General features: G+C 56.6%; 4 protein-coding genes. 3 read left to right on the top strand and 1 reads right to left on the bottom strand.

The genetic code is table 11. The features are described from left to right. Window positions 1–110: 110 nt before the first annotated feature. The 3 genes from WCO56_16590 (at window position 111) to WCO56_16580 (ending at window position 3,340) form a co-directional block, all read left to right on the top strand. Window positions 111–1,121, top strand: coding sequence for a ThuA domain-containing protein (locus WCO56_16590; protein MEI7731194.1), 1,011 nt, complete (start codon window positions 111–113; stop codon window positions 1,119–1,121). A 360-nt stretch (window positions 1,122–1,481) separates the two neighbouring features. Continuing rightward, the gene (locus WCO56_16585; GenBank protein ID MEI7731193.1) at window positions 1,482–3,059 is read left to right on the top strand and encodes a sialate O-acetylesterase; all 1,578 of its coding nucleotides are present in this window, start codon (window positions 1,482–1,484) and stop codon (window positions 3,057–3,059) included. Between the two features lie 95 nt (window positions 3,060–3,154). Beyond that, window positions 3,155–3,340: a hypothetical protein gene (locus WCO56_16580; GenBank protein ID MEI7731192.1), complete on the top strand. Its 186-nt coding sequence runs from the start codon at window positions 3,155–3,157 to the stop codon at window positions 3,338–3,340. Between the two features lie 98 nt (window positions 3,341–3,438). Here the strand turns inward: WCO56_16580 and WCO56_16575 are convergent, their stop codons facing one another. After that, window positions 3,439–6,066 carry a hypothetical protein gene (locus WCO56_16575; GenBank protein ID MEI7731191.1) on the bottom strand — a complete coding sequence of 876 codons (2,628 nt, stop codon included), beginning with the start codon at window positions 6,064–6,066 and terminating at the stop codon, window positions 3,439–3,441. Window positions 6,067–6,276 lie beyond the last annotated feature (210 nt).

The raw sequence follows: 6,276 nt of genomic DNA, 5'->3' as shown, positions 1-6,276 counted from the left end.
CATTTTTTGTGTTTTTATGAAAACCCTGCCGTTCCCGCCGTCACTGACGCATTACGGTATGCGGTTCTTTGTGCTTGCGGACGGCAGGGGATTCATTAATATCTATACTCATGATTACTAAAGGATTACAACAAACGATCGTTGCGGGACGCATGGTTTTAACGGCGGTGGGCCGGGTTAAAAGATGGTTGCGGCCAGCCATGGTCATTACGGCGGGTTTGCTGCTCGTCACGATGGGGACGGCCGTGGGTGCCCCCAAACAAGTTCTGTTCTTCAGCAAATCGAGTGGTTTTGAACATTCCGTGATTTCGTGGAAGAACGGCCAACCCAGCTACGCTGAGAAAATCCTGGTGGAGCTGGGGCAGAAGCAGGGCTGGCAGTTTACATTTTCCAAAGATGGATCGAAATTCAGCAAGGAATACCTGGCGCAGTTTGATGCGGTATTTTTCTACACCTCCGGAAATTTGTGCAGCCCGGGCACCGACCAGCAGCCCGCCATGAGCCCCGCCGGCAAAGAGGCGCTCTTTGAATTCGTGCGGGGCGGCAAGGGGTTCGTGGGCTCGCATTCCGCGTGCGACAGTTTCCATACGGCGAATGAAGACAAAAAAGGCCCGGACCGCTACGTGAACCACGGGGATCAGGCGGACCCCTATGTGCGCTTTATTGGCGGCGAGTTTATCAAGCACGGGGCGCAGCAGGTGGCCACGAACAAGGTGACCGATCCCAAGTTTCCGGGTTTTGAAAAGGTGGGTAACAGCTACGCGTTCCACGAGGAATGGTATTCGCTCAAGGATTTCACGCCGGACCTCCACGTGCTGAGCGTGATTGATGCGCCGCACATGAAAGGACCGGAGTATCAGCGGCCGCCGTATCCCAACACCTGGGCGCGCAAGGAAGGCAAGGGGCGCGTGTGGTACACGGCCATGGGCCATCGCGAGGACATCTGGACGAACCCGATTTTTCAGGACATGCTGGTGGGCGGCCTCAAGTGGGCGCTGGGCGAAATCGCGGCGGAGGTGCCGCCGAACCTTCAGACCACGGCACCCGGCGCCTATACCAACCCGCCTTACGTCGAGCCGAAGCCGGCAAAAAAGACCACGACGAAACCCAAGGCCAACTAAATCACCCCATGATTGCATTATCCAAAACTACCGGTTATGCCATCCGTGCGTTGCGTGTTTGAATGGGTGCTGCCAGTCCAGACAGATCGGTGAGGTTTCGCGTTGCACCGGCGTACCGGAACCCTACCTGGCACAAATTGTCAGCGCGCTGGTACGGAACGGATTTCTGGTGTCCAAGCGGGGGCGCACCGGCGGACTCACTTTGGCCCGCTTACCGCAACGCGACACGTGAAAGCATCCAATGTGTCCAAAAGTAAATTCCTATCAGTTCAACATGTGACACTTGCCGCAAGCGCCCTGCTCTTGACTTGTTGCTGCGCCAGTGCGGAGGTTCAACTTGCCCAACTCTTTTGCGATCACATGGTGCTACAGCGAAGCATGCAGGTGCCCGTGTGGGGCTGGGCGGAGGCCGGCGAGAAAATCACCGTCTCCATAGATCAGCAGACCAAGACCTGCACGGCAGACCCGGCTGGCAAATGGATGGTGCGCCTCGATCCGATGGAAACCGGGACGCCCCGCAAGATGACAGTCAAGGGCAAATCGGGTGCGCTGGAGATCACCGACATCCTGCTGGGGGAGGTATGGCTCTGTTCCGGCCAATCGAACATGGCGTGGCCACTGAAGCAGGCGATGAACGGACAGCAGGAAGTCGCCGAGGCCATATACCCGGAGATCCGGCTTTTCGATGTGCCCAATGCCATGGATTCCAAAGTCCCCCTTGAGCGTCTGCAAAACAACAATCCCATCGTCCAAAAGAATTACTGCATCTGGCGGCCCTGCTCTCCTGATACGGCCAAGGACTTTTCTGCCGTCGCCTATTTCTTTGGACGCGACCTGCACCAGGCCCTGCATGTGCCGGTGGGACTCATCAACAACTCGGTGGGCGGATCGCCCATTGTGGCGTGGATCAGCCACTCCGCGCTCATGGCGGATTCCGATTTCAAGGTGGTGGCACAGTATTTCGATGGGCTGGCCCATTACGTCGAGAACACCCCGAAAGGGAAAAGGGATCTTGAGGCTCGCAGCGCTGAATATGATGCCAAGCAGGCGGAAGCCCGCGCAAAGGACAAGCCACCACTGTGGCCTCCGAAATATCTCGGACCGGTGAAGTCCTGGGGCTTTGGGTGCTCCTTGTTCAACGCGCTGATCAATCCCCTGATTCCTTATGGAATGCGGGGCGCGGTTTGGTATCAAGGGGAGGCGGAGTGGCAATGGATGTATGAATACCGGGGGATTTTCCCCGTGCTGATCAAAGATTGGCGGAGTCGTTGGGGACAAGGGGCTTTCCCGTTTCTCTTTGTGCAATTGCCCAATTGGTCGAATCCCTCTCCCGAGCCCGACAGCGGGGGTTGGGCGCTGATCCGCGAATCGCAGTTAGCGACGCTGAAACTCCCCAACACCGGCATGGCCGTCACGATCGATGTCGGCGAGGCGGCGAGCATCCACCCGATCGATAAACAGGATGTCGGCGAGAGATTGTCTTTGGCGGCGCGGGGAGTCGTCCACGGCGAAAAGATCGTTTACTCCGGCCCCATCTATCGTGAGATGAAAGTCGAAGGCCACTCCATCCGGTTGTCCTTCGACCACGTCGGCAGCGGTTTGATGGTCGGCAAGAAAAGCGCCCTGCAACCTACGGTCGAGGACCAGGCGGGCCCGCTGAAACGCTTCGCCATTGCCGGCGAGGACAACAAGTGGGTTTGGGGTGATGCGCGCATTGATAAAAATACCGTGGTGGTATCCTCCCCGGCTGTACCGAAACCGGTGGCTGTGCGCTATGCGTGGGCCAACAACCCGGAGGGATGCAATCTGTATAACAAAGACGGCTTGCCCGCGTCGCCGTTCCGAACGGATACAACCCAGCCAGGGCCATCAACGCAAATGGGGGCTTTCTACAAATCCAAACTGGAGAAAGGGTTTTCCCTCACGCCCGTAAAGTGATCAAGAACCTGACTGAACCCGATGTCGGTATGGGGCCGGACAGCAGCCCTCCACCGCGAAACCCATGAGAGACCCATCCACCAAAGGATAGCACCATGAAGCGAAACGCTCTCACCATGGCGGCGACGCTTGCGGCATCCAGCATCTATGCGGCGCAACCCTTTACGATTGTCGGCACCGGCCAAACGAAGTGCTACGACAACGCCCGCGAAATCGCCCCGCCCCGGCCAGCCGTTCTACGGACAGGACGCGCAACATCCCGGGCCAAAGGCTACCTATAAGGACAACGCCGACGGCACCATCAGCGACCTGAACACCGGTTACCGCAACGCGACAAGTGAAAGCATCCAATGTGCCAAAAAACAAATTCCTATCAGTTTCATTGGTGTATGGTTAGCACGGCAGCTTGCTGTGGATCGAGTGTTATTTCGACAGTTTGGGCCATCGTTGGGAACGACCGGCCACGCAACAGATCGGTTGTCTCCAAACGGGCTGATTTCCCCAGTTCCTGAGGGTCCAGGCGCAGCCGCGCCATCTGTGGTTGGGAAAAATGATTATAGACGGTGAGGTACACGATGCCTTTGCCAGGTGCGCCGAATCGCTCCAGGGTAACTGTGGCCTGATCACTTCGCACACCGGTGACTGGCTCCCATCCGGCTTCGGCAATTTTTTTAATGAGCGGAATATATTTCTTAAACAGCGGCCGGTCCCGGTTGTACCAGGCGGGATTTTTCCAATACGGGTTATCCGCAGCATTATGACTGAACATGCCTGGGAACAGTCCCAGTGCCAGGCTGCGCTGAAAATACAGTTCCACCAATTCCGGTTTTAACTGGTCGTAGTCGGTGTTCATCAGCAGCAGGTACGGCTTGCGTCCAGAGAGCGTTCGCCACAGGTTCATCTGTGCCGGGCTGGCGGGCTGGTACTTTCCCTGTCGCAGCCAATCGGTCTCCGTGCCCATCACGTCCAGCCAGGGGCAAAGATACGTGAACCGGTATGGCACGCTGTTGGCGAACGTCAGCCGTCCCAGATGATGCACTTCATCGCAAATCCAGCGCGTGAACTCGTACACTGCCAGGCCTTTGGTGAGCGCCGGTCGTCCGGTTTCTGTCTCGAAACCCAGCGGCACAGTCGAGAACCGGAAATGTTCACGCCGGAAGTTCAGGTCTGCCGTCACATAGCCTTCGAGTGAATCAAGGTATTCACCGTCCAGTTGGGCCTTGGTACTTGGGCCGTAAAGTTTATCTTTGATCTGCGTGTTCCAGTGCGCGGTGGCAAAATTAAGGTCGCCCGGCAAATGCGGGTTGGGATTCAAACTCCACACGGCCCCATTGCACCAGGGGGTATCCTGAAACTTCAGACAGGGTTGTCCTGCACCATCCCACATTTCCGCGATCACGGATGCCTGGGCCATCTTGTGCTGTGAGTGCTTGGGATCAGCAAGGATCTCAACGCGCACTTTTAACGCGGTTTCGGGCGAACGTGGCAAGTCCTTTTTCATCGTCATCCACCACGTCATGGGTTCGGTATAACGGAAACTGAGAATGTTGTGAGCGTCGTCAAAGGCGACGTTGTTGTTGCCCTCGTGAAATTTGAAGCCGAAGTCCTGCCAGTCCTGTACCGTGCTGATGTCGGTGAAAGGCATCCACAGTCCTTGGTCCTTGGCGCGCACGACAAAATACTCCGGAAAAATCCGCATGAACTTGTCCCAGGCTGATCGGAATCCCCATGTTGGGGTAAAACGATAGAGTACCAGCCGGAAATTCGCCGCTGAGGGAGATAATTGCGTATCCGGTACCAGCCCGAAATCAAACGCGGCGTATAGTTGCCGGAGACCAGCGTGGTAGCCGAGGCGGTGCACCGCCGGGCATCCCATGTCCAGCGCAAGCGAGAACCCATTTCGTTCATCCGAAATCGCCGCTACTGGATAGAGTGCCTGAGTGCCGGTGGCACCGCATCTAACCCGCACCGGGTTAGCGTAATCCACGCCGGGTTTGATGATCCGGCTGGTGTTAATGTCGTCCCACCATTGCCACCCGGTGGCGTCAACCGGCAAGGCGAATACCAGTGTGATGGCACGATCGCGCCCACTGGTGTCGCTTACCCGGCCTTCGATCACCAGGTGGTCCGGCCGCGTCTGAACTTTATATTGAACCCGGAGATTCAGTTCGCGGCACACACCGTTCTCGAAACCGTAAAAGCTCGAGTTCCCGGCCACATCGCGCGCTAAAAAGCCGCCAAACGCACCGGTAACATTTAGCGGCAGATCTCCCGCTATAAGTTGTGCCTGGTTGGAAATCGCCAGCCCCAGGCCATCGGTGGTGAGATAACGTGAAGATTCCTTCGACAAGGCAGGGAGTGATTCCGGGTTCTGCACCATCGCTCCCTGATACAGCCACGCTCCTGCGGTCAAATGCACCTCCTCCAAGGACACATCATCGAACCAGACGGTGCCGGTGTGCTGGCCCCGGAACAGGCAATACACGCTCAACCGTTTCACCGGTTTTTCCGGGAGGATAATCAATTCCTTGCGTTCCCAATCATGGGTGCCGCAGCGAAATTCGGCGGTTTGTCCCCACAGGGGCGTTCCGTCCGCATACGTCAGATCTACGTACAAAGAATAGTTGGAATCTGCGCTGCCGCTGACGTTTTTTGCTTTGCTCCAACCACGCACCACCAGCGGCAGCGGTTGTTGCTGATCGAGTTCCAGGGATTGCATCCATCCCCGCGCCGAATCACGGGCGGCTCGTTCGCAAAAGACCGTCCCGGAGTTCTGTCGGCCTTCTGAGGGGGACCATGCGCCGCCCCCTTCAGATTTATGCCAGGCTGATGGGTCCCGCTGTCGGACAGATTCAAAACTGCCATTTTGCAGCAGGTTGGACTGGGTGCTATCTGAAGCCCCTACCAGTTTATAAATGGGTTGGGCGGCTGGAAGCGGTAAGCCGTAGAAATTGATCCAAAGGACCAGTACTCCGGTCAGGCCAGGCAGAATACGATTGTTTTTCATTTTCTTGTCGCTTTGCTCACCGCACTGATCACATTCGCAAACGCCATTTCTAACCGATGCCAGCAGGAAGTTTTGGTCCCCCCTGTGCGTCGTTTTTCGGATCAGATTATTACAACCACTAGTTTTGGCAAATTCCGACCCAGTGCAAGCCTTAAGCGGGAATCAAAATATGCCGCGGCAGGTGTGTGCACAGAGGTAAAAGGTTTGCTT

Source organism: Verrucomicrobiota bacterium, from assembly GCA_037139415.1.
Taxonomy (GTDB): Bacteria; Verrucomicrobiota; Verrucomicrobiia; order Limisphaerales; family Fontisphaeraceae; genus JBAXGN01.
This window is presented reverse-complemented; position numbering and strand designations above follow the sequence as displayed.